We start from the raw sequence: 22,010 nt of genomic DNA, 5'->3' as shown, positions 1-22,010 counted from the left end.
AGGTCGTGGACCACACCCTGCCACGCCCGTGGGACAGCTACTGTCCTCGATCCACATCCGCCTCGTCCGGGATGCGCATCATGCGGAACGAGTTGAGGAGCCCGAGGAAACCGGCCAGGATCGGAACGAGCAACGCCACCTGCAGGGCGAGGGGTCGCGCGTCGGTGTTGATGCGGATGATCTCGTCCTGAATTGCCGGAGGCTGGTCGGCCAGCAGACCTTCGAGTTGGGTGTTGCTCATGACTTCCGCGTCGTTCTCGAGCACCTGAGCCACGTGCTGTTGGTCTGCCGGCGGGAGGACCGTGCTCGATTGCGCCATCGCGGTGAACGTGAGGGACAGAGTGGCGAGCATGATGGCCCCGGCGAACGCCAGACCGAACGACAGCCCGAACGAGCCCGCCGCCGAATTGGTGCCGGCAGCCTCGCTCACCCGCTCGTCCGAGATCGGGGCGAGCGTGTAGTTGTTGAGTTGCGACACCAGCAATCCCAGCCCCGACCCCGCGACGATCAGCGGAACCACCAGCGCCCAGCCGAACTCCGCGCGCGGCACGATCGGGACCAGCGCCAGAACCCCGACCGTGAGCAGGACGAAACCCCACCGGACAATGCTGCTGGGGCGCCGATCGCCCGCCTTCTTCCCCGCGAGCAACGCCACCGCGAACATGCTGAGAGAGAGGGGCGCGAGAGACAGGCCCGCCTGCATCGCGTTGTACTCGAGCACCATCTGGAGGTAGATCGGCAGCGCAATCATGGTGCCGCCCAAGGCGATCTGCTGGAGCATCTGCTGGGTGATCCCCAGCCGGAAAACCTTGGACGCGAACAGGTCCGGATCCAGGAGGGTCGGTTGGCCGCGCCGCTTGCGCCGCACGAGCCAGTACGCCAGCCCGGTCAGTGCCAGGGCGCCGATCACCAGCAGCGCGGCCACGGCTTCGCCACCCTCCTGCCACACCAGGATTCCCAGCACGATGCCGCCCATGCCCAGCACCGAGAGCGACGCACCGACCACATCGACACCCCGCGGTCCGGTGTACGGCACATCCCGGACGAGTCTGATGCCGGACAACACGACCACGATGATGACGACCTCGAGCACGAACGCGATGCGCCAGGAGAGGTAGGTGGTGATGAACCCTCCGACCAGCGGTCCGACGGCCGCGGCGATCGCGGCCGCCGCGCCGACGAGGGCGTAGACCTTCTTCTGGGCGTCGCCTTCGAAGTTGCCGTGGATGAGCGACTGCATCGCGGGCAGGAGAAGTGATGCGCCGATTCCGCCGAGCACCGCCCAGAACACGATGATCGCCGTCAGGCTCTGCGCGAGCGCCATCGCCGACGCACCCACGGCGTAGCCGAGCAGACCCAGCACGTACGCGCGTTTGCGTCCGATGAGGTCGCCGACCTTACTGCCGATCAGGATGAACGCCGCCGACACCAGCGCCTCGAGGGCGATGGCCGCCTGGACACCGCTGACGGTCGTGTCGAGATCTCGAACCACCGACGAGATCGACACATTCATCAGAGAGGTGTCGACCACCAGGACGAACATGGCCATCGACAGGAGGAGCGCGAGCACGCGTTGCCCGCCCGCCGCCCGCTCGGAACCACTCGTAGCCGATTCCGCACTCATCGGACACCAGCGTGGACGTAAGACGGGTGCCAGGAAATCCGTGACATCACGGCCACCTCCTCGGGCGCACACCCGCCGTTCGCACGGCCGGCTCGACGTGAAGCGTATCGCGCCGTCAGGTGGTCGATGGCCCGTTTGGCCTGCGACATTCCACCTGGAGGTTCACATGGTGAGGACCATGCGATAACGGGCTTTTCCTCCGTCCATCGCAGCGTAGGCCTCCGCGGCCTGGGCCAGGGGCCGCTCCTCGATTCGCGCGCGCACCCCGGACAGGACCGCGAATTGCATCGTCTCCTCGACGTCGCGAGCGGTGCCGGACGGGTGACCGGTCACGCTGAGGCCGGGAGTGATCAGCTGCAGGGGACTGATCGGCAGGGGGTCGGGGGTGACCCCGACGACGGTGAGTTCTCCGTGCGGAAGCAACCCGCCGACCGTGTCACCCATGGCTTTCGAGTTCGCAGCGGTCGCCAGCACCACCGACACGCCACCGAGAGCCTGCAACGCCTCGCTGACGTCACCGGCGGTGGAGTCGATGTAGTGGTGGGCACCGAGTTCGCGGGCGTCGTCACCCTTGTGCGCGCCGCGTGCGATGGCGACCGTCTCGAAACCCATCGCCCGGGCGAACTGCACACCGAGATGGCCGAGTCCGCCGACACCGAGGATGGCGACGCGGTCACCCGGGACCGCGTTGGTCTTCCGGAGCGCGTCGTATGTGGTCACGCCGGCACAGCTCATGGGGGCGGCTTCGGCGAAGGACAGCTCGTCGGGAATGCGGGCGAGCGCATTGGCCGGCGCTGTCACCGACTCCGCGTATCCGCCGGGATACTGCCAGCTCGGAACCTGCAACTTTTCGCAATTGATGAAGAATCCTTTCCGGCAGGGGATGCACCTGTTGCAGTGACCACCGAACCAACCCACGGCCACGCGGTCGCCGACGGAGAAGTGGTCGACGCCGTCACCGACCTCGGCGATGGTTCCGGCAATTTCGTGTCCCGGGGTCAGCGGCCACGACATGTCGGGGAATCCGCCGTTGACGAACCCGTGGTCGGTGCCGCACACCCCGCACGCGGCGACGGCGATACGCACGTGGTCGCGGGGCGGCGACACGGTTTCGACGTCGACCAGCGTCAGCGGCTCGCCGGGGCCCTGGACGTGAACAGCCTGATGGGTAGGCATCTGCATCCTCACTGTCTCGGTGTTGTCACGGCCCGGTCACCCGAGCCGCCGTAGACCACATTCCAGTCAAACCCCTCGGCGGAACTCCTGACAAGAGTCGGGAGGTCCCCACCGCACCGATGTCGGACGATGGCCTTGTCTCTCAGGTCTCGCGCGCAGTCCACGATCGCCTGTTCGGGAGAGCGGGGCGCCCGGCGCCCGACAACGATCCGAGCAGTCACGACCTCATGGACTGAATCTCCGCCCACGACGACACGCACACCCAGATGTCGTCCAGCATCTATGTGATGACCCGGCAGGTGCTTCCCGCCCGCAACGGCTGGCCGCTCATGGCGCGGGGTGATCCGCGACGGCGTGGGCACGATTCCCGACGGCGCCGGAATCCAGGGACGGAAACACCGTCCTCGACGGCGTGATTGCTGCGTTTCACCCTGGACGGGCGAGGCGCGCAGCGCCTGACCGGGCCTACCGTCGAGGGTCGGACGGCCGTGTACCACCCGAGCCCACTCTCACGAAGGAATTGGCCATGATCGCAATCGGCGTGGTTCTCATCGTCATCGGCTTGATCGTCAAGATCTCGTCACTGTGGATCGCAGGCCTCATCGTCGGCGTCGTCGGTCTCGTCCTCCTGCTCCTCGGACTGCGCGGTCGCAAGGTCGGCGGACGGCAGTACTGGTACTGATCGAGTCGGCAGCTCAGCGAACGCAGTCCGCCCCCGGGATGTCGATCGTCTACATCAGCTCCCGCGGCGGCTGGTTCATGAACACCACCGGGGTGCAGCGCGCAGGCAGCTGGCGAACGGCCGCTCGCCGATTCCTGGGACCTGCTGGTCGTGATCACACCGGCCGCGTCTACGAACCGGGCTGACAACCACGCTCGAACCCGGCCGTCACGTGCCTAAGTAGGACTAGGTGAATGCCCGGGTTCTGCCGCGCGATCACCGACGACACTGAGCGAGAGGGCCGCGCACGCCGGTCCGCCATCCGCAGCGACGATTTAGCGAAGGACTCTCGTGCCGAACGACACCACTGCACCATCCGCCCGAGAATCCCGTGACTGGTGGCGTCGCGCCGCGTGCCGCGGAGCCGAGACGTCGATGTTCTTCTCGCCCGAGGGCGAACGCGGTTCTGCCCGCGTCCGGCGCGAGGCGCAGGCCCGGCGCATCTGCCAGGCCTGCCCCGTCGTCGAACCGTGCCGCCGGCACGCCCTGACCTCGGGTGAGCCGTATGGCGTGTGGGGCGGCACGACCGAATCCGACCGCAGGAAGAACTCCCGCCGCCGAGACTGGCCGCTTCGGGCCGGCGAGCCGTCTCGACCGTGACGCCTATATTTGAGCGGTGGCCATACCCAAGCGCGCCGACACCTCGCTGCTGACCGATCAGGTCTACGCGATGATCCACGAGTCGATCATGAACGGCGATCTGCCTGCGGGTTCACGCTTGCGTATCCGCGACATCGCCGCACAGGTCGGAACCAGCGTCATGCCGGTGCGCGAGGCCATCCGCCGACTCGAAGAAGCCGGATTGGCCGAACGGTCCCCGCACAAGGGAGCGGTGGTCAAGGGCCTGACCCTCGCCGAGTTGTTACATGTCTACGACGTGCGCCGGCTGCTCGAAGTGGAAGCTGCCCGGCTGGGCGCCGCCAAGATCAGCCCCGGTGACACTGCACGCATGCAGGACGAGTTCGATCTGATGCGGGCCGCCATCGCCGAGCGCCGTGTCGTGGCCTGCCTCGACCACGACGAGGCGCTGCTGAGCATTCTGTACGAGGCGTCCGAGAACCCCGTACTCGTCAACACGATCCGCATGCTGTGGGAGCAGTGCCGGGCGTACAAGATCGTCGGCGCCGCGGGCACGATGGATACCCCCGAGGACGATTCGTTGTGGACGTTCCAGCAGCGTCTCGTCGATGCCGCGCGTGATCACGACGCCGACGCCGCGGCCACCGTCAACAACGAATCGCTCCTCGACGCCACCGCGCGGATCAGAGTGCAACTCGCGGCGCAGCAGGATGCCGGCTAGGACCGGTACTTCCCACGTGTAGGAGGCGACGGCGCCCAGCGGGGTGACGGCCGGGTCGATCACGAACAGGACCTGGGTGGCTGCCTCCACCCCTTGGGGGACTATTCGAATACCCGGCGGGTGACGGACTCTGGGGAGGTCCGAATCCGAAAGCACGGAGAGAGAAGCATTCTCGACCGAAAGGAACCCGTCTTCATGCCCCGTATCCCCGACCCCACCGTTCCCGACGTCCACGAACACGACCCGCCGGGCGTGCCCGCACCCGTAACCGTCCCGACGACGGTCCAGCATCACTGGACCTTCGCCCGGATTTTCATGTATCTCACGCTCGCGGCCCTGCCGCTGCTGGCGATCTCGGCGCAGGTGTTCGGCATCGTGCCGATGAATACCACTGGCGCACTGGTGATCATCCCGCTGGCCGTCATCCTCGCCGTGCTGTGCGTGTTCGCTCCGCACCCGATCGACCGCATCGTCGGTCTCGGACTCGGCTGGGGAATGTTCGCGTGCCTGGCCTACGACGCCTTCCGCCTCGATACCGTCTACCTGCTCGGCCTGTGGGGTGACTTCATCCCGAAGATGGGCACCTGGCTCCACTCGGGCACCGACACAAGGACCGGCGCGATCGTCGGCTACGTGTGGCGTTACTTCGGCGACGGCGGGGGAATCGGTATCGGATCCTTCATCCTCGCCCTCGCCGTGGGACTCCAGCATCTGTCGCGTCGCGCAATACTTTTCGCCTTCGTCGGCTTCGCGGTGTTCCCGGTGTGGGCCGGGCTCATCGCCACGGTCGCCCTGTCGCCGAACGGGCAGCAGGAGATGTTTCCGCTCACGGCGACGACGCTGGCCCTGTCGCTGATCGGGCATCTGATCTTCGGACTCGTGCTCGGGCTCGGATTCGTGCGTGCGCGGCGCAGCCTCGGGCAGTACTGGCCCTGGCGGCCGCTGCTCCCGACAGCACGGACACCTGGTCGCGGTTCCCTCCGCGGGGAGGCCGACGGCACCGGCCGGTAGTCCCTCCGGCGCGCCCGCGTCGGGGTGGCGCGGGCGCACTCACCGCCCTTTCACCGATCTGGACCTCAGAGGCGCTCGAGAACTGGCACTGTGCTGCCCACTGCACCCTCCATACAGTGGTCTGCATCACACAACCAGTTCAGTTCGCGGTGGATCGTCTCCCCCTCTCCGCCGGCACTGTTCTCCGTTCCAACCGCCGACGATCCGACCGCGGATCGCGATGGCGACCTGACGATTGCCGTCAGCGCACAGTGGAGGAAAACGTGACTTCAACACCACCCCCGGCCCAATCCGAGGACTCCGGTCTCGGCAAGGGCCTGAAGAAGCGGCACATGAACCTGATCGCCCTGGGCGGGGTGATCGGCGCCGGACTGTTCGTCGGCAGCGGCGTCGTCATCGAGAGCGCAGGCCCAGCGGCGATCGTGTCGTTTCTGATCGCCGGGGTCATCACCCTCCTGATCATGCGGATGCTGGCGGAGATGGCGGTGGCCAGGCCGGTGGTCGGGTCGTTCTACGTCTACGCCCGGGAAGCGCTCGGCAACCGCGCCGGATTCTCGGTCGGATGGATGTACTGGTACTTCTTCGTCATCGTCGTCGCCGTCGAGGCCATCGCCGGCGGTCGCATCCTTCAGCTCTACCTGCCGTCGGCTCCGCTGTGGACTCTCAGCCTCGGCCTTCTCGTGATCCTGACCTGCACCAATCTCGTGTCGGCGCGGTCGTTCGGTGAGTTCGAGTACTGGTTCTCGTCGATCAAGGTGATCGCGATCGTCCTGTTCCTCGGTTTGGGCGCGCTCTGGATCACCGGACTGTGGCCGGACTCCACTCCCGGGGTGGCGAACCTCGTCGGCCACGGCGGGTTCGCTCCGCTCGGCTGGGGTGCGGTGCTCGCCGCGGTGGTTCCCTGCGTGGCGTTCTTCACCGGCGCCGAGATCGTGACCATCGCGGCCGCCGAATCCGCGGAACCCAAGAAGGCGGTCGCCCGGGCGATGCGCTCCATCGTGGTCCGGATCATCACGTTCTACGTCGGTTCCATCTTCGTGGTCGTCGCGGTGGTGCCGTGGAGCACCGAGGCGGTGGGCGTCAGCCCGTACGCGGCGGCCCTCGCGGCGCTGCACATTCCCGGGGTGGCCACGATCATGAACGTCGTCATCCTCACCGCGGTGCTGTCCTGCCTGAACTCGGCTCTGTACACGTCTTCGCGGATGCTGTTCGCCCTGACCCGCAACGGCGACGCCCCGCACATGTTCACGCGGCTGTCCGGTGGCGGCGTCCCCCGGCGAGCGATCCTCGCCGGAACGGTGATCGGATACGCGTCGGTGATCGCGGCGTTCGTCTCTCCGGATCTCGTGTTCTCGTTCCTGGTGAACTCGTACGGCGCCGTGGCACTCTTCGTCTACCTCATGATCGCCATCTCGCAGGTCGCGCTCCGCAGGAAACTGGAGGCGCAGGATCCGGAGTCACTCGGTCTGAAGATGTGGCTCTTTCCCTGGCTCAGCTACGCGACCATCGCGTTGATGGGCACGGTGATCGCCGCGATGGCCGTGCTGCCCACCACGCGCTCCCAATTCTGGCTGAGTGTCGTGACCCTGGCCTTCATCCTGATCGGCTACGAGTTCCGCCGGCGCGGCCGCACCCGTGCCGAACGCCTCGACACCGTCGACGCGCCCGCCGCGCAGCGCGCCGAGAGTGCAGAGAGTGCAGAGAGTGCCGAAGCGGAACAACTGGTCGGAATCGTGACGCGCGAGCAACACTGACGTATACCCGACAGCTCCGAGGGCAGGGACCGCCGCCGCGGTCCCTGCCCTTCTGCGTGTCTCTTCCCGACATGGCTTTTCCGCCCCGACGCGGCGCACATCGGGGCACACTTGCAGGAAACCTCGGCGGAGGAGGACACCGTGTTCCACCGCGGAGACGACACCGTCACCGAAGAACACTCGCTGGACGAGTCCCTCCTCGTCGAGCCCGAATCCCGGCGCCGGCCGTGGCGGGAATTCCTCGTCTCGACCCCGGGACGCCTGTCCGTGCTGGGGATCGCGCTCGTGACCGCCGCACTGGCGACCGGCGCCATCACGTCGGCGGCGATCGGCGCCCGGCAGCAGCGCATCGAGACGCTGCGGACCCACACCGAACCCCTGACCTATGCGGCCGAGCGGCTCTACAGTTCGTTGTCGATCGCCGACGCGGCCGCCGCAACGTCGTTCATCTCCGGCGGCGTCGAGTCGAACGCCGTGCGCAATCGGTACAACCAGGCCATCGGGGACGCGTCGAATGCGCTGGTCACCGCGTCGAACGGCGTCGCGTCGACGGACACCGCCGCCCTCGCACTGCTGTCCGAGGTGTCACGGCACCTCTCCGAATACACCACTCTGATCGCGACGGCCCGATCGAACAACCGGTCCGGCAATCCGGTCGGCGTCGCCTACCTCAGCGACGCGTCCACCCTGATGCAGGACACGATTCTGCCCGCAGCCGAGCGGCTCTACTCGGAGCAGTCGCGGTCCGTCGCCGACACCCAGGTGGTCACCGGCCGGATCCCGAGGGCAGCATTCGCCGTCGCCGTCGCCCTGCTCGTCGCGCTCGTTCTCGCGCAGGTGTATCTGGTGCGCAAGAGCAAACGACGCGTCAACCCGGGTCTGGTGCTCGCCTCCCTCCTCGCCGCCACCCTCCTGGTCTGGCTGGCCGTCGCAACCCTGGTCTCCACGGCGGCGACCGATCGGGCGAGAACCGAAGGGGCGCAACCACTCGCCACGATCACCCAGGCCCGGATCCTCGCCCAGCAGGCTCGCGCAGACGAGACCCTCGCGCTGCTCGAGCGCGGCTCCGACGAACAGTCCGAGATCGACTACGTCCGGCGCTCCGCCGCGCTGGCCGACATCCTCGCGCAACTCCGCGCGGGCGGCGACCCGATCGACGGCGCGGAGACCGCGCTCGACGGCTGGCGGCACGCGCACGAGATGGCGCAACAGCGGCTGGCGGTCGGGGATTACCCGGGAGCCACGGTCATCGCGATCGGGCCCGGAGACACGGCGTCCACCGCCACATTCGCGGCGCTCGACGAGGCGCTGCAGAACGGCATCGACAGCTTCCGCGGCGAGGAACTCGACGGCATGGCCGACGCATATCGGTCGTTGTCGCAGCTCGCCGTCGGTAGCATGGTAATCGGCGTGCTCTGCGGGTTCGCCGTCGGTGGGGGGATTTGGCCCAGACTGAACGAGTACCACTGATGACACGGGTGACGCGACCGGGATCGAGGTGTCAGCGACCGTGAGCGACGAGACCAGGCGAACACCGATGGACGACCCGGAATCCACCCGGGGTGTGAAGTTCGATCCCTTCGCGGACGACGACGAGACCGATGCGCCCTCGTCGCGCACGGTGCCGGACGCCGTCCACACCTCCGACCTGTCGATGCTGCTGACCAATCCCGTTCTGGCGGAGAACAAACGTTACTGCGACCGCTGCAAGCGCCCGGTCGGTCGTTCCACCGCCGCGCGCCCGGGCGACACGGAGGGCGTGTGCTCCCACTGCGGCACCGTCTTCTCCTTCGCCCCGCAACTCGAGGCGGGCGAGCTCGTGGCGGGTCAGTACGAGGTGCTGGGATGCCTCGCCCACGGCGGCGTCGGCTGGATCTACCTCGCGCTGGACCACAACGTCAGCGACCGCTGGGTGGTGCTCAAGGGGTTGCTCCACTCGGGCGATCCCGTGGCCCAGGAAGTCGCGCTCGCCGAACGGCGGTTCCTCGCCGAGGTGACGCACCCGAGCATCGTGAAGATCTACAACTTCGTCGAACACCCGGGCATGGACGGCAATCCCGTCGGCTACATCGTCATGGAATACGTGCGGGGCCGCACCCTGCGCGATCTGCTCACCGAGCTGAAGAACGAGGCCGAGCCGGACGACCCGAGGCCGATGCTGCCGGTGGAGCACGCCATCCGCTATCTCCGCGAGGTCACGCCCGCCCTCGGATATCTCCACTCCATGGGCCTGGTGTACAACGACCTCAAGCCCGAGAACATCATGATCGGCGACGACTACGAGCAGCTCAAGCTCATCGACATGGGCGCGGTCGCGCGAATCGGGGATCACGGGTACATCTACGGCACCCAGGGGTATCAGGCCCCCGAGATCGCTACCACCGGGCCGACCGTGGCCTCGGACATCTACACCGTCGGACGCACGCTCGCCGTGCTGACGCTCGACATGCCCACCGCCGGCGGGTGTTACGTCGACGGTCTGCCGACACCCGAGGAGGCGCCGCTGCTGGCGGAGTACGAGTTCTACCGTCGCCTGTTGCTCCGGGCCATCGATCCCGATCCGGCTCGACGGTTCAACTCGGCCGAGGAGATGTCGACGCAACTCGACGGCGTGCTGCGCGAGGTGCGCGCCCAGCAGACCGGAACCCCGTTCCCGGGGCTGTCGCACCGGTTCAGCCCGCAGCGCACGACGTTCGGCACCGACCTCACGATCAGCCGCACAGACGTCTACGTCGACGGGCACCGCCGGGACGAGTGCATCAGTGCGATGAGCATCGTTCGGGCACTGCCGATCCCGCTGGTGGACCCGGACGATCCCGCCGCACCCCTGTTGTCCGTCGTCCACAGCAGACCGCGGGAACTCCTCGATTCGCTGCACCGGGCGAAGGAGGCCGCCGACAACGATGCCGCGACCTCCAGCATCGAGATCCCGCTCGCCGAGGTGCGCGCGCACCTCGATCTCGGGCAGCCGCGTGACGCCGCAGTCATCCTCGAATCCCTCGACCACGAACGGGAGGACACGTGGCGCGTCGACTGGCACACCGGACTGTGTGCGCTCGTCGGCGGCGACTTCGAGGCGGCGTTCGCCCGTTTCGATTCCGTCCTGAGCGCGTTGCCGGGTGAGGAGGCCCCGAAGCTGGCTCTCGCGGCGACCGCCGAGATGTGGTGCGAGTACCGGGCGGGCGATCGCATCGAGCACTGGCGGCAGACCGCCGAGAAGTACTACCGCACGGTGTGGCGCACGGACCACGGCGCGGTCAGCGCCGCGTTCGGGCTGGCGCGGCAACTCGAGCACCGCGACGACCGGGCGCACGCGGTCGAGGCACTCGACGAGGTGCCACCGACGTCACGGCACTACGCCGAGGCCCGGTTGACGAGTGTGCTGATGCTCGTCCACGATCGGCCGCTCGCCGAGGTGAGTGAACAGGACCTGCAGGAGGCGGCCCGGAGAGTCGAACTACTCGCCCACGACGAGCGTCGCGCGCTGCAGACCCGCGTTCTCGTACTCGGTGTGGCCGTGGACTGGCTGCACGCCGGCGGCACCCCGGAGGCGCCGCGAATTCTGAGCGTGCCGTTCACCGAGCGCGGCCTGCGTACCGGCGCGGAGTCGGCGTTGCGGGCGCTGGCGCGCAAGGCCCCCGAGCGCCGGCATCGGTACACGCTGGTCGATCTCGCGAACCTGATCCGGCCGACCACCTGGTTGTAGCCGTCACCGGCCGGCGAAACCGATCTGCGCCCGTCCCCATCGGGCATTCCACGCCAGCACCTGCAGGTGGTCGCTCAACGCGTCACGGCTTCGTGCTGTTTCGGCCAGCTGAGCCATGAGTTCGATGATGCGGCGCCGAGAGTCCTCCAATTCGTTGGCCAACCGCTCTTCCTCCCTCGACCTCGCGGGGCGGCGTCGGGTCGCGACAATGGCGCTCATCTCTACTCCGATCTGACAATTCGGCCCCACCGGGGCTCTCTCACCGACCACTGTGCTCCGACTGGTACGGGTCCAGAAGGTCCAGATGGGCGGCGCCGCAGGGGTCCAATCTGGACCCGTCACGCAGTGCGCAAGTGGTTCTGCCGACGGCCAAAATTCGACGGTACCGTTCGGGTGCTCGCAGAATCCCGTTCGGAGGTACCGATGCGCATCACGGTCAATGGCGACGTCCACGATCTACCCGACCCCTGCCCGGTCGAGGAACTCCTGGTCCGGCTGAGGCTTCCCGGCAGGGGAGTGGCGCTCGCGGTGAACGGCACCATGCTGCCCCGGTCGCAGTGGGCGACGTCGGTCGAGGACGGCTGGACCATCGAGGTGCTCACGGCGGTGCAGGGTGGTTGAGATCCGCACCGACCCACTCACGATTGCGGGCCGGGAGTTCTCGTCGCGGCTGATCATGGGCACGGGCGGTGCCGCCAACCTGTCCGTGCTGGAGGAGGCACTGATCGCCTCGGGTACCGAACTGACCACTGTGGCGATGCGCCGCGTGGATGCCGCGGGGAGAACCGGGCTGCTCGACTTGCTGGACCGGCTGGGAATCGCGTTGCTGCCGAACACGGCCGGCTGCCGCGGTGCCGCGGAGGCCGTGCTCACCGCTCGCCTCGCCCGTGAGGCTCTGGGCACGAACTGGGTCAAGCTCGAGGTGGTCGCCGACGAGCGCACGCTGCTCCCCGACGGAATCGAACTCGTCTCGGCAGCAGAACAACTCGTCGACGACGGTTTCGTGGTGCTGCCCTACACCAACGACGATCCGGTGCTCGCGCAGCGCCTCGTCGACGCCGGGTGCGCCGCGGTGATGCCGCTCGGTTCCCCCATCGGCACCGGTCTCGGCATCTCCAACCCCCGCAACATCGAGATGATCGTCGCCCGCACGTCCGTCCCGGTCGTTCTCGACGCCGGGATCGGCACCGCGAGCGACGCGGCGCTGGCGATGGAACTCGGCTGCGACGCCGTCCTGCTCGCCACGGCCGTCACCCGCGCCTCCGACCCTCCGCTCATGGCCGCAGCCATGGCCGGCGCGGTCATCGCAGGACGCCACGCCCGGACGGCGGGGCGCATACCGAAACGGTTCTGGGCGCAGGCGTCGTCACCGGTCGCGGTGTAATCGGGCCGCTTTCCACCGCGCGCTCCGCTACCGTCGACCTCCATGCGGGTACATCACCTCAACTGCGGCACGTTCTCGTCGGCGCTCATGGGCCGGTTGGTGTGCCACGTGCTGGCATGCGAAACCGACACCGGCATCGTGCTGGTCGACTCCGGCTTCGGCTTGGCGGATGTCGCCGACCCCACGCGCCGCGTCGGCAGGTACGCAAAGCTGACGGGTGCCCGGTTCCGCGAGTCGGAGACGGCGGTCCGCCGGCTCGAGAAGCTGGGGCTGGATCCGTCGGACGTCACCCACATCGTCGCGACGCACCTCGACTTCGACCACATCGGCGGGGTCGCCGACTTTCCGAACGCCACCCTGCACACCACGGCGGCGGAACACGCTGCCTCCGAGGGGCGTTCGACGTTCCGCGAGAGGGTTCGGTACCGGCCCGCCCAGCTGTCAGCCGTGCCCGCGGTCCGCACCTACTCGGGGCCGGGCGAATCCGTGCTCGGATTCGCCGGCACCCACCCGGTCGACGAACTCGGCGGCCGCATCGTCCTCGTCCCCATGCCCGGCCACACCCGGGGTCACGCGGCGGTCGCCGTCGACACCGGCGACCGGGGCTGGCTGCTGCACGCCGGCGACGCGTTCTACCACCGCAGCACCGTCGCCGCCCCTGGGCAGGTGTCGCCCGGAACCGCGGGTCGTGCCCTGCGCGTGATGGAGGAACTCATCGCGGTCGACCGATCGAAGATCCGCGACAACCACCGACGACTCCGGGAACTGAACAATCAGGCCTCCCCACGCGTCCGCGTCTTCTCCGCACACGACCCCACACTCTTCGACGAACTGGCCGGCGAGCGGGCCTAGTCCTACCTCTTCACGAGGGCACGCACCGCGTCGACCACCTCCCGGGGTGCTTCCTCGGCCATGAAGTGGCCCGCGGTGAGGGTCTCGTGCACGAGGTCGGGGGCCCAGGCCCGCCAGAGGCCCGCGGCGTCGTAGTCGAGCAGGCTGCCCCAGTCCTGTTGGATGACGGTGACAGGCATCCGCAGGCGGTGCCCGGTGGCCCGATCCGCCCGGTCGTGTTCGACGTCGATGCCCGCGGACGCCCGGTAGTCGGCGACGATGGACGGCACCGCTTCCCGGGACGCCCGGAGGTACTCGGCACGCACGTCGGCGGGAATCGCGCCGGGGTCGCGGGTCCAGACGTCGAGGAAATGGCCGAAGAAGGCGTCGGCGCTCGCGCCGATCATCTGCTCCGGCAGCCCGGGCGGCTGCGCCATCAGGTACAGGTGGAATGCGACCGCGGCGTTCCTGCCGTGCAGGATGTCCCACGTGTCCAGCGTCGGCAGCACGTCGAGCGACGCGAGATGGGTGATCGTCCCGGGGTGGTCGAGGCCCGCCCGGATGGCGACCAGCGCGCCGCGGTCGTGCCCGGCCAGCGCGAACCGCTCGTGGCCCAGTTCCCTCGCGAGTGCGACCACGTCCGCGGCCATCGTCCGCTTCGAGTAGACGGTGCCGTCCGTTTCGACCGGCTTGTCGCTCGCGCCGTAGCCGCGCAGGTCCGGGCAGATGACGGTGTGATCGGCGGCCAGTTCGGCGGCGACGTGCCGCCACATGAGGTGGGTCTGGGGGAAGCCGTGCAGCAGGACGATCGGGCTGCCGGAACCGCCCACCGCGACGTGCAGGTCCACGTCGTCGACGGTCACACGCTGGTGGTCGAATCCGGGAATGCCAGGGGTCACGGATGATCCTTTCGAGGTTCGGGGGTTCTCGTCCAGTCTCGGGGAGGTCGATGAGCATTCGATGAGCGCTATACCGTGGCGGGGTGACTCCTACGTTCGGTGTGCTCGGATCGGTGGTGGCATGGGACGAGGCGGGCGATCCCGTCGATCTGAAGGGCCCGCGTCACCGAGCGGTGCTCGCCCGCCTGATCGTCGCCCGGGGACGGGTCGTTCCCGTGCACGTCGTCGTCGACGATCTGTGGGCCGACCCGCCCGACGGGGCCAAGGGCGCGGTCCGCACGTTCGTCTCGGCTCTGCGCCGCGCACTCGAGCCGCAGCGCACCGCCCGTACCGCCGCGAGGCTGCTCGTCACCGACGGTCCGGGGTACGCGCTCCGCGTCGCTCCGGAGTCCGTGGACGCGTGGCGGTTCGAGCACGCGGTCGCGGCCGCGGCGACGGCCACGCCGAGGCAGGCACTCGATCTGCTGGAGGAATCGCTCGGGTGGTGGCGCGGCCCGGCATACGCGGAGTTCGCAGAGGAGTCGTGGGCCCGCCCCGAACGGGCGCGCCTCGAGGAGCTGCGGCTGTCCGCGGTCGAGCGGCAGGCGGAGGCGCGACTGGCTCTCGGGATCGCCGCCGAGGCCGTACCGGATCTCGATGCCCATGTGGCCGAACACCCTTGGCGGGAACGGGCGTGGCGGTTGCTGGTCCTCGCCCTCTACCGGTCCGGCCGCCAGGGCGATGCGCTGGCCGTATTGCGCCGGGCGTGTGAGCTTCTCGCCGAAGAACTGGGGATCGACCCGAGCGCACAGCTGACGACCCTCGAGACCGACATCCTGCGCCGCGACGACCGGCTCGAACTCGACCCCGGACGGATGTGGGAGCGGGCAGCCGCCGCCTACGACCGCACGGTGGCGTCCGGTGCCCGGGCGCGGCTCGAGTCGACGGTCGGGTTGCTGCGCAGTCTCGCCGTAACCGGCGGCAGCGGGCTCGAGGCGGCCCGGGAGCAACGGCTCGCGACGATCACCGCTGCCGAACAACTGGGCGACCCCGAACTCACCGCCCGCGTGATCGGGGCCTACGACGTCCCCGCCATCTGGACCCGCTCCGACGACCCGGAGCAGGCCGCCCGGATCGTCGACGCGGCCGAACGCGCCCTCGCGCAGCTTCCCCCGGGAATCCACGACACCGCCCGAGCCCGGCTGCTGGCCACGATCGCATTGGAATCACGCGGAACCCGCGGCGACCGCGGGTTGCAGGCCGCCCGCGAATCGGAGGAGATCGCCCGCGCACTCGACGATCCGGCACTGCTCGCGTCCGCGCTGAACGGCGTCTTCATGCACACCTTCTACCGCTCGGGCCTGGCCTCCGAGCGGGACGCGATCGGCCGGGAACTGATCGCGTTGTCGGCTCGGCACGGGTTCGTGAACTTCGAGGTACTCGGGCATCTCATCCGTCTTCAGGCGCTCGGAGCGCTCGGGGACTTCACCGGCGCCGACGAGCACGCTGCCGCAGTGGATGTTCTGGCCGCACGGCACGAGCGGCCGTTGGTGGCCGTGTTCACCACGTGGTACCGGGCGATGCGCGCCGCGGCGACGGGCGCGTCCGACGCGGACGCCGAGGCCGGCTATCGCTCCGCGGCGAAACTGCTCGCGGGCAGCGGGATGCCCGGACTCGAACGCGGAATCCTCCCGCTGGCGCTGCTGTGCCTGCGGGTGTCGCGGGGCCTGCCGGTGACATTCGGCGCCGACACCGACTGGGGACCGTACGAACCGTGGGCGCGGCCTCATCTCCTGCTGGCGGACAGCCGCGCGGACGAGGCGGCGGCTGCGCTGCGCCGGGTTCCCGAACCGCCGCGCGATCTGCTCGTCGAGGCGCTGTGGAGCCTGATCGCGCACGCCGCGGCCACTGTCGGCGATCACCGGCTGACGGAACGGGCACGAGCCGAATTAGCTCCCGCCGCAGGGGAAATCGCGGGGGCGGGCAGTGGGGTGCTCACGGTGGCCCCTCGGCCCGTGCGTGGTTGACGAGTCCCTGCGCTCCCCAACCACGCACGGGGGCTATTTGGCCCATTCCAGCAGGTCGTCGGCGGACCACGTGTTGACGACGCGGTCGGCGTCGACTCCGCATCGCATCGCCCGTTCGCACCCGTACCCCTGCCAGGCGAGTTGTCCGGGGGCGTGGGCGTCGGTGTCGATCGAGAACAGGCAGCCCAGGTCCATGGCCAGGTCGATGAGACGGCTCGGCGGGTCGCGGCGCTCGGGGCGGCTGTTGATCTCGATGGCGGTGTCGTTGTCGCGGCAGGCGGTGAACACCTGCTCCGCGTCGAACGTCGACTCCGGCCGGGTCCCGCGCCCGCCTTCGACGAGGCGGCCGGTGCAGTGCCCCAGCACGTCGACCCGCGGGTTCTCGACTGCCTTGACCATCCGCCGGGTCATGGCTCCGCGCTCGGCCCGCAACTTGGAGTGCACGCTGGCGACGACGATGTCGAGTTGGTCGAGCAGATCCGGATCCTGGTCGAGCGAACCGTCGTCGAGGATGTCGACCTCGATGCCGGTGAGGATGCGGAACGGCGCGAGTTCCTCGTTCAGCTGGGCGATCACCTCGAGCTGCGACCGCAGGCGTTCCGCGGACAGCCCGTTCGCGACGTTCAGACGCGGGGAATGGTCTGTCAGAGCGCAGTATTCGTGGCCGATGAGCGCCGCGCTGCGCATCATCTCGTCGATCGGACTGCCGCCGTCCGACCAGTCCGAGTGGGTGTGCAGATCACCCTTGAGCGCCTGACGCAGCGCGCCGCCGCCGATCGGCTCCGCATTCTCCCGCAGTTCCGCGAGATAGACGGGGACCCCGTCGAGCGCCTCCCGGATCACCGTCGCCGTCTTGGGTCCGATGCCCGGCAGATCCTTCCAGCTGTCGGTACGCCGGCGGACGTCCCGCTGCTCCTCCGTCAGTTCGGCCACTACGTCCGCTGCGCGCCGGTACGCCTTCACGCGGTGGGTCTCCGCCCGCGACCGTTCGAGCCAGAACGCTGTCTCACGCAGGGCCTGCACCGGGTCCATCGGGCTGTCGGCGTCCATGACTCCAGTGTTGCGCCCACCCGGACGTCACCGCAACGCTTCGCGCGCCCCGTCCCGGACCACGGCTGTGAGCGCAGCGAGAATGGGCGAATCCAACTTCCACCGCTGCCAGTACAGCGGGACGTCGACGGGCCGGGAGGGGTCGAGTTCGACGAGACCGTGGTCGTCGCCGGTGTGCAACTCCGGCAGCAGGCCCCAGCCCAATCCGTAGCGGACGGCGTCGGAGAACGCGGAAGACCCGGGGACGTAGTGCCGCGGCGGCTGCACCCGGCGTCGCGTGAACCCGCGCAGGAACCGGGACTGCAGTTCGTCCTTGCGGTCGAAGTCGAGCATCGGTGCCGCCGCGAGAGCGTCCGCCGTGGGGCCGTCGGGGAGCCAGCGTTCGGCGAACTCCCGGCTGCACAGCGCGCGGTACCGCATCGACCCCAGTTTCTCCACGGTGCAGCCCTGCACCGCCTCCGGGACGGACGTCACCGCGGCCATCACCGTGCCCTCCCGCAGCAGGGTGGTCGAGTGGAATTCGTCTTCCCGGTGCAGGTCGAACAGCGCGCGGTGTTCCGGCGCGAGACGGGCGAGGGCCGGAATCATCCATGTGGACAGCGAATCCGCGTTGACGACGAGAGACAGGGTGCTCGTCGTCGGCTCGTCGGGATTGAGGGACGACATGGCCTCGCGCTCGAGATGCGCCATCCGGCGGGCGAGCGTGAGCACGACGTGCCCGGATTCGGTGGCCCTCACCGGTTTCGTTCGCTGCACCAGGACGCGTCCGACCTGCTGCTCGAGCGCCTTGATGCGCTGGCTCACCGCGGACGGCGTGATGTGCAGGACGCGGGCGGCGGCGTCGAAGGTGCCCTCGTCGATCACGGCGGCGAACGTGCGGAGCGAGGCGAGGTCCAGATCCATATGAAGTGATGCTAATGGCAATGAAGGATATTTAGCTGGATTGATGATCGCCGCGTTCGTAGCGTTGTCGTCATGCACCTCACCCCTGCCCTGCTCACGGCCGCCGCCGGATTCGGCACCGGACTGTCGCTGATCGTCGCGATCGGCGCGCAGAACGCGTTCGTGCTGCGACAGGGCATCGTCCGCAGGCACGTCCTGCCGGTGGTCGCGCTCTGCGCGGTCTCGGACGCGGTACTCATTGCCGTCGGGATCAGCGGAATCGGCGCCGTCCTCGAACACGCCCCGGCCGCGATCACCGTGATCCGCTGGGCGGGAGCAGCATTTCTCGTCTCCTACGCGGCGCTCGCCGCTCGTCGCGCCCTGCGTCCCGGCGCCCTCGACGCCACACAGGATCTCGGGTCGGCGACCCTCGCGACGTCGGTCCTCACGTGCCTCGCACTCACCTGGCTCAACCCGCACGTCTACCTCGACACGGTGCTGATGCTCGGTTCGGTGGCCAACAACCAGGGCGAATCGGGGCGGTGGCTGTTCGGCTTCGGCGCCGCCACCGCAAGCGTCTTCTGGTTCGTCGCACTCGGGTACGGCGCCCAGTTCCTGCGCCGGGTGTTCGCCCGCCCCGCCGCGTGGCGCGTGCTCGACGGCGGGATCGCCGCGCTGATGCTCACCCTCGGCATCACCCTCGTCGCAGGCTAGTCAACATGTGGTTGACAGATACCTATTTGTCAACCAATACTTGACACATGCTGGAGTCCGCGCTCACCCAACTGCTGTCGGACGCCATTTCCCGCGCGGACCCCGACATCGACGCGCGACTCGACCACGACCCGGCCGCGTACCTGGACCTCGTCCAACTCACCTCACGGGCCCGGGAGTCGGTGGACGAACTGCTGGTCTCCGCCATCGCGGCCGCGCGGTCCGCCGGGCACAGTTGGGACACCATCGGCGCAGCCCTCGGAATGTCGCGGCAAGCAGCCCAACAACGCTTCGGCAAACGGATCGGCGACACCTCCGACGCAGACCCGGACGGCCGGACGCGCCAACTCACCCCGCTCACCGCGTTCAACGAGATGCGCATCCTCAACCACGCCGGCGCCTACGGCTGGCACTCCGTCGGATTCGGCACCCTCTTCCACACCGTCCGCAAATCCGAGGAGCAATGGGAGCACACCCGCGTGTCGGCGCTGGCGAGCCGCCAGAAGCTCGAGGCCGACGGCTGGCAGAAGGTCGGGACGCTGTGGTTCCCGTGGGCATATTTCAAGCGCCCACTGGGCGTTCCCGCCCTCCCCGAACCGGTGAGCGGCGACTACCTGATGGAGCCGTGATGGACGCCGTCGCACGATTCGCGGCCGCCCGGGTCGCCCGGCTCGCCACCGCCGGGGCGGACGGTGTGCCGCATCTGGTTCCGCTCGTCTTCGCGCTCGACTCCGACACCATCTACTCCTGCGTCGATCACAAACCGAAGCGCACCACAGCATTACGCCGCCTGGCGAACATCTCCGCCAACCCCGCGGTCACCCTGCTCGTGGATCACTACGACGAGAACTGGGACCACCTGTGGTGGGTGCGCGTCGACGGGCGAGCCGAGATCCTCGAACCCGGCTCCGCCGAGGGCACCACCGCGATCGACGCTCTCGCCGCGAAGTATCCGCAGTACCTCGACCGCCGCCCCGACGGGCCCGTCGTCGCCGTCCGCAACTTGTCCTGGCATCACTGGGCTGCCTCCGGCCTGTGAGTACTTGGCGCTAGCCTCTTCAGCATGCCCACAGCCCTGATCACCGGTGCGAGCCGTGGCCTCGGAGCCGCCGTCGCCCGGGAACTCGCACCGACCCACGACCTCCTGCTCGGCGCCCGGTCTGCGGAATCGCTGGACGGCATTCTCGCGGAGTTGCCCGCCGCCTCGCCGTGGCCCGTCGACGTGACCGACTACGACGCGGTGGCAGCCGCGTGCGCCCCGATCGAGCGACTCGACGTGTTGGTCCACAACGCCGGCGTCGCCGACCTCGCGACCGTCGAGGGGTCGACCGTCGAGCAGTGGCGGCACACCCTCGAGGCGAACGTGATCGCGGTGGCCGAACTGACGCGTCTGCTGCTGCCGGCCCTGCGCACGGCCGGTGGCCACGTCGTCCTGATCAACTCGGGTGCGGGGATCCGCGCGAACGCCGGCTGGGCGTCGTATGCGGCGAGCAAGTTCGCCCTCCGGGCATTCGGGGACGCCCTGCGACTCGAGGAACCGTTACTGCGCGTCACGTCAATTCATCCCGGCCGGATCGACACCGATATGCAGCGCGCCATCGTGGCCGGCGAGGGCGACGAGTACCGCCCGGAGAGGTATCTACAGCCGTCGACCGTCGCAAAAGCCGTGGTGAACGCCATCCAGACACCCGCGGACGCGCACCCCACAGAAGTCGTGCTGCGGGTGCGCTGACCGCGAAGAAACCTGCGTGAGATAGATCACAGATTGATCTCACAGAAAGGCTTTAAGCTGCTCACAATTAGTCGCCCTACAGTTCTTCTCATCAGCAGAGGTCGCAAACGCGAGTCAGGTTCTCCCAGCTGACTCCCAGGAGGTTGTCCCACGATGAACACCGATCAGCGCATGCCCAGCGACACCGTTGTCGCGGTCGACGGCGAACTCTTCGCGACGATGTTCACTCTCGATCTCGGTGACGGCGAGGTCGATCGCGAGGCAGTCGAGCGGATCTACGACGGTGACTTCGACGAGTGGATCGAGGCGGCAGCGCGATCCGGTCTGTTCACTCCCCACGCGGTCACGTCCCTCGTGCAGACGTGGCAGGAGAACCCGAAGTCGTTGTTCGACGCCCTGCTCGTCGACGCCGACGAGATGACCCACAAGCGCTACGCAATCATCTGGGACGCGCTCGACGACGCCGACACCTTCGAGAACATCGAGTACGCCTGACGATCAGAACGGCCACTCGGGAACGGGCGGCAGCCCCTTCCGCGTGGGACGTCCGATAACCCACGCCAGCAGTTCGGTGCGCGGCAGTTCCGGCACCGTGACGTCCGGATTCTGCTCCGTCAGCGCGGGCAGCTCCGATTCCAGCGTGTGCTCCACGAAGCCCTCCGGCCAGTCGGCCGTCGAGTAGTCGAGCCCCAGGTCGACGTGGTGGATCTCGAGTTCACGCCACCGCAGCACCGGCACCTGCCGCGCGGGCACCCGCTTGCGCCAGTTCACCGGCGTCTCGTAGCGATCCTCGGTGATCGTGCGCAGCGACTCGATCACCCGCCGTCCCGCGAAGCGGAAATCGGCGGCAAGCAGTTCCGCCGGACGTCCGGCCCCCTCCTCGATCGCCGAGGCCCGCGCCGCCGGACCACCCGGGTACATCTCGGGCGCGGCCTCGCCGGTGATCACCCCGACGGCGAACCGGTGGAGCGCATCCGCATTTCTCGCGAGGTGCGTGACCACGTGCCCCCGACTCCACCCGGGTAGCAGCGACGGCTCCCGCGCCCGATCGTCGGTCACCCCCTCGAGCGTCGCCTCGACCGCTGTCTGCGATCGGGCGACGGCGTCGAGCAGTTCGGCATACGACAGTGCTGCAGGCGACGTCATGCCGACGATGCTAGGCGATGCCCCCGACAGCCCGCCCGCGGACGTCCGTACCGCTACTGAGATCGACTGTCGAA

The 22,010-nt window shown here is 68.6% G+C and carries 23 protein-coding genes; 16 read left to right on the top strand and 7 right to left on the bottom strand.

Annotated elements, in window-relative coordinates:
• Positions 1-37: 37 nt before the first annotated feature.
• Positions 38-1,624: an MFS transporter gene (locus H0B43_RS18395; RefSeq protein ID WP_185726619.1), complete on the bottom strand. Its 1,587-nt coding sequence runs from the start codon at positions 1,622-1,624 to the stop codon at positions 38-40.
• A 162-nt stretch (positions 1,625-1,786) separates the two neighbouring features.
• Positions 1,787-2,800, bottom strand: a complete 1,014-nt coding sequence (locus H0B43_RS18390) for an alcohol dehydrogenase catalytic domain-containing protein (protein ID WP_185950069.1) — start codon at positions 2,798-2,800, stop codon at positions 1,787-1,789.
• 526 nt (positions 2,801-3,326) lie between these two features.
• Here H0B43_RS18390 and H0B43_RS18385 point away from each other — a divergent pair.
• From H0B43_RS18385 to H0B43_RS18355, 7 genes are all read left to right on the top strand, one after another.
• A complete protein-coding gene (locus tag H0B43_RS18385) occupies positions 3,327-3,482 on the top strand; it encodes a hypothetical protein (RefSeq protein ID WP_185726620.1) in 156 nt (51 codons plus the stop codon).
• 330 nt (positions 3,483-3,812) lie between these two features.
• Entirely contained in the window at positions 3,813-4,121 is a 309-nt protein-coding gene (locus H0B43_RS18380; protein ID WP_312033705.1) for a WhiB family transcriptional regulator, read from the top strand.
• A 22-nt stretch (positions 4,122-4,143) separates the two neighbouring features.
• Entirely contained in the window at positions 4,144-4,821 is a 678-nt protein-coding gene (locus tag H0B43_RS18375; protein ID WP_185729911.1) for a GntR family transcriptional regulator, read from the top strand.
• A gap of 195 nt (positions 4,822-5,016) precedes the next feature.
• Complete coding sequence (locus tag H0B43_RS18370) at positions 5,017-5,832, top strand: hypothetical protein (protein ID WP_185726621.1); 816 nt, start codon at positions 5,017-5,019, stop codon at positions 5,830-5,832.
• A gap of 332 nt (positions 5,833-6,164) precedes the next feature.
• Positions 6,165-7,586: an amino acid permease gene (locus tag H0B43_RS18365; protein WP_252190122.1), complete on the top strand. Its 1,422-nt coding sequence runs from the start codon at positions 6,165-6,167 to the stop codon at positions 7,584-7,586.
• A gap of 141 nt (positions 7,587-7,727) precedes the next feature.
• Positions 7,728-9,056, top strand: a complete 1,329-nt coding sequence (locus tag H0B43_RS18360) for a hypothetical protein (RefSeq protein WP_312033706.1) — start codon at positions 7,728-7,730, stop codon at positions 9,054-9,056.
• A gap of 67 nt (positions 9,057-9,123) precedes the next feature.
• Positions 9,124-11,292, top strand: coding sequence for a serine/threonine-protein kinase (locus tag H0B43_RS18355; RefSeq protein ID WP_185729912.1), 2,169 nt, complete (start codon positions 9,124-9,126; stop codon positions 11,290-11,292).
• A gap of 3 nt (positions 11,293-11,295) precedes the next feature.
• Here the strand turns inward: H0B43_RS18355 and H0B43_RS18350 are convergent, their stop codons facing one another.
• Positions 11,296-11,511, bottom strand: a complete 216-nt coding sequence (locus H0B43_RS18350; RefSeq protein WP_185726624.1) for a hypothetical protein — start codon at positions 11,509-11,511, stop codon at positions 11,296-11,298.
• Positions 11,512-11,715: 204 nt separating this feature from the next.
• Between H0B43_RS18350 and thiS the strand changes: the two genes are divergently transcribed.
• The 3 genes from thiS to H0B43_RS18335 are packed head-to-tail and all read left to right on the top strand — an operon-like array spanning position 11,716 to position 13,528.
• On the top strand, positions 11,716-11,913 hold the full coding sequence (gene thiS, locus H0B43_RS18345) for a sulfur carrier protein ThiS (RefSeq protein ID WP_185726625.1): 198 nt from the start codon (positions 11,716-11,718) through the stop codon (positions 11,911-11,913).
• Positions 11,906-12,676, top strand: coding sequence for a thiazole synthase (locus tag H0B43_RS18340; RefSeq protein ID WP_185726626.1), 771 nt, complete (start codon positions 11,906-11,908; stop codon positions 12,674-12,676). Before thiS ends, H0B43_RS18340 begins: the two co-directional genes overlap by 8 nt.
• A 42-nt stretch (positions 12,677-12,718) precedes the next feature.
• Positions 12,719-13,528, top strand: coding sequence for an MBL fold metallo-hydrolase (locus H0B43_RS18335; RefSeq protein WP_185726627.1), 810 nt, complete (start codon positions 12,719-12,721; stop codon positions 13,526-13,528).
• Between the two features lie 2 nt (positions 13,529-13,530).
• On the opposite strand, the gene H0B43_RS18330 is transcribed toward H0B43_RS18335, so the two are convergent.
• Positions 13,531-14,406, bottom strand: a complete 876-nt coding sequence (locus H0B43_RS18330) for an alpha/beta fold hydrolase (protein WP_185726628.1) — start codon at positions 14,404-14,406, stop codon at positions 13,531-13,533.
• An 83-nt stretch (positions 14,407-14,489) separates the two neighbouring features.
• On the opposite strand from H0B43_RS18330, the gene H0B43_RS18325 reads away from it, so the two are divergent.
• Positions 14,490-16,412: a BTAD domain-containing putative transcriptional regulator gene (locus H0B43_RS18325; RefSeq protein WP_185726629.1), complete on the top strand. Its 1,923-nt coding sequence runs from the start codon at positions 14,490-14,492 to the stop codon at positions 16,410-16,412.
• Between the two features lie 33 nt (positions 16,413-16,445).
• Here H0B43_RS18325 and H0B43_RS18320 read toward each other — a convergent pair whose 3' ends face one another.
• Complete coding sequence (locus H0B43_RS18320; protein WP_185729913.1) at positions 16,446-17,444, bottom strand: PHP domain-containing protein; 999 nt, start codon at positions 17,442-17,444, stop codon at positions 16,446-16,448.
• A 45-nt stretch (positions 17,445-17,489) separates the two neighbouring features.
• Positions 17,490-18,365, bottom strand: coding sequence for a LysR family transcriptional regulator ArgP (locus tag H0B43_RS18315; protein WP_185726630.1), 876 nt, complete (start codon positions 18,363-18,365; stop codon positions 17,490-17,492).
• A 72-nt stretch (positions 18,366-18,437) separates the two neighbouring features.
• On the opposite strand from H0B43_RS18315, the gene H0B43_RS18310 reads away from it, so the two are divergent.
• From H0B43_RS18310 to H0B43_RS18290, 5 genes are all read left to right on the top strand, one after another.
• Entirely contained in the window at positions 18,438-19,058 is a 621-nt protein-coding gene (locus tag H0B43_RS18310) for a LysE/ArgO family amino acid transporter (RefSeq protein WP_185726631.1), read from the top strand.
• Between the two features lie 47 nt (positions 19,059-19,105).
• Positions 19,106-19,687: a hypothetical protein gene (locus H0B43_RS18305; RefSeq protein ID WP_185726632.1), complete on the top strand. Its 582-nt coding sequence runs from the start codon at positions 19,106-19,108 to the stop codon at positions 19,685-19,687.
• Positions 19,687-20,097, top strand: coding sequence for a TIGR03668 family PPOX class F420-dependent oxidoreductase (locus H0B43_RS18300; protein WP_185726633.1), 411 nt, complete (start codon positions 19,687-19,689; stop codon positions 20,095-20,097). The genes H0B43_RS18305 and H0B43_RS18300 overlap by 1 nt, the downstream gene beginning before the upstream one ends.
• A 24-nt stretch (positions 20,098-20,121) precedes the next feature.
• Positions 20,122-20,790, top strand: a complete 669-nt coding sequence (locus H0B43_RS18295; protein WP_185726634.1) for an SDR family oxidoreductase — start codon at positions 20,122-20,124, stop codon at positions 20,788-20,790.
• Positions 20,791-20,943: 153 nt separating this feature from the next.
• Positions 20,944-21,285: a hypothetical protein gene (locus H0B43_RS18290; protein ID WP_185726635.1), complete on the top strand. Its 342-nt coding sequence runs from the start codon at positions 20,944-20,946 to the stop codon at positions 21,283-21,285.
• Positions 21,286-21,288: 3 nt separating this feature from the next.
• On the opposite strand, the gene H0B43_RS18285 is transcribed toward H0B43_RS18290, so the two are convergent.
• Complete coding sequence (locus tag H0B43_RS18285; protein WP_185726636.1) at positions 21,289-21,936, bottom strand: maleylpyruvate isomerase family mycothiol-dependent enzyme; 648 nt, start codon at positions 21,934-21,936, stop codon at positions 21,289-21,291.
• Between the last annotated feature and the right edge of the window lie 74 nt (positions 21,937-22,010).

The organism is Rhodococcus sp. 4CII, from assembly GCF_014256275.1.
Taxonomy (GTDB): Bacteria; Actinomycetota; Actinomycetes; order Mycobacteriales; family Mycobacteriaceae; genus Rhodococcus_F; species Rhodococcus_F wratislaviensis_A.
The sequence above is the reverse complement of the archived record's forward strand: the minus strand, read 5'-3'. Positions and strand labels throughout refer to the sequence as shown.